The organism is Flavobacterium sp. (genome assembly GCF_013822155.1).
Lineage (GTDB): Bacteria > Bacteroidota > Bacteroidia > Flavobacteriales > Flavobacteriaceae > Flavobacterium.
In genome coordinates, this window is sequence record NZ_PNJW01000153.1 from 1 (window position 1) to 1,670 (window position 1,670).

Below are 1,670 nucleotides of genomic sequence, written 5' to 3' on the forward strand. Positions count from 1 at the left end.
GCGCAGAAAACTATAGAGCTCTTCGCAAGCAAGGCATCACCATTCGCAAAACCATTGATGTAATTATCGCAACTTACTGCATCGAACATCAGCTTCCCTTGCTCTATAGCGATCGTGATTTTGATCCGTTTGTTACCTATTTGGGTTTGGTTTCAGTTAGCTATAGATTCGACCCTCTAAAGTTTTAATTTTTACCCAGTTAGTTTTTAATGAAACCCTTAGTTCATATGACATAGCATCTAAATCTAATTTTAGGATTTCAAAAATCACAGTACCGACTCACATAGCGCCAGCCAAGGCCAAAAGGTTTGAAAGCCGTTTACGTTTTTTAAAAAAATGCGGCAGATAACGCGCATAATCCGCCCTGCGGCCCATTATTCTGGCAAGACCCGTATTATATTATGACTTTTACACAGAGTTTTTCATACTATCTGCACTTGAGTTAAGAGTATTATTGGAAACTGTTACTATTTTTATAGAGCTTTCTTTTATAACGTTTTCTTCACGTTCAACACCATCAAAAAAAGTACCCAATTTCTTGATTGCATAACCTAAAGAGCTGGATTTATTTTCATTGTAATTAAACTCGCCACGCTTACTAATTAGAATTCTTCTCATGCTCTACTTACCTCCGCTTTCTTTAAAAGTTTTCATCGAATGAAGGTATAACTCAAGCTCGACTCGATCAGATATCTCATCAAGCAACCTTTCACATGCCCTACATTCTTCTTCATCGTATGGAGTACACATAAACTGGCCGTATACAACAATCGTAAAAATATAAATATAATCAATATTGTTCACCTCGACCCTGACGGGCTTGCAATATATTGACCCAACACCCAGTTTTTTTGATCTTTCCGAGGGAAGAAAGGCGCCTTCTTTTACCCCTTTTCGTATGTCAGGTATAAAAATACTCTCGCCCGTCTGGAAGCAGTATTTGGCAGTTGAATTACCATTCATTATTACCTTAGCTTTAGTGTGTTGTTTTTGTTCATCACATTTAAACTCATACCACCACGTATCCTCTTTTTCAGAACCTCTAATTATAGTTATAGCTATATTTTTGGACTCTAAATTGAACACATTGCTTAAGAGCCTTTTAGTTCCATCCAAAGCATATTCAAGCTGTTCTTTGGGATGTGTAATAGCTTTAAAAATATCTGTATTTGGCTTTAATGATCTTGCTTTTTGGAAAAAACGGTCTCTTTTCTTTTTTACTAATTCATTAAAATAAGCCACCATGGCTTGCAAAATATTCTGGTATTTTGAACTTATTTTGCTTCGGAATTGTTCTGCAACACCTTTTAAAAATAAGATTACTGTAGTAATAATTGCAAGATATGTAAATATTGCTTCATGAGTTTCTTTATAATCTCGAAATATTGCCCATTCATCACCCCAAATGTCTAAAGACCCATAATAAAGCGCGATAATAGGAGGGGTAACAATGCTGAGAAATGGTGAACTAATGAAATCAATCAACCGATTGTTCACAAAAATCTTGTACAAAAACCTACGCAAACAAAATTCCTTTTCAAGTTTTTTAATAATTCAACACGTTTAAAAAATTAAAGAATTAAGCAGCCCAAGTCAACAACTAGATTTTTAAAAGTGTTTAAAATGAAATAAAAACCAATGATCCATTCATGAGTCACCGCGCCAAATCC

The 1,670-nt window shown here is 35.0% G+C and carries 2 protein-coding genes and 1 pseudogene; 1 reads left to right on the forward strand and 2 read right to left on the reverse strand.

Translation table 11 applies throughout. The annotated features are described in order from the left end of the window. Nucleotides 1-188, forward strand: a pseudogene (locus C0512_RS15460) (hypothetical protein); the annotation flags it as partial. 220 nt (nt 189-408) lie between these two features. Here the strand turns inward: C0512_RS15460 and C0512_RS15465 are convergent. Together C0512_RS15465 and C0512_RS15470 are read right to left on the reverse strand one after the other, a co-directional pair. Further along, the gene (locus C0512_RS15465; protein WP_290863187.1) at nt 409-618 is read right to left on the reverse strand and encodes a hypothetical protein; all 210 of its coding nucleotides are present in this window, start codon (nt 616-618) and stop codon (nt 409-411) included. Nucleotides 619-621: 3 nt separating this feature from the next. Further along, nucleotides 622-1,485, reverse strand: coding sequence for a hypothetical protein (locus tag C0512_RS15470; RefSeq protein ID WP_290863189.1), 864 nt, complete (start codon nt 1,483-1,485; stop codon nt 622-624). Nucleotides 1,486-1,670 lie beyond the last annotated feature (185 nt).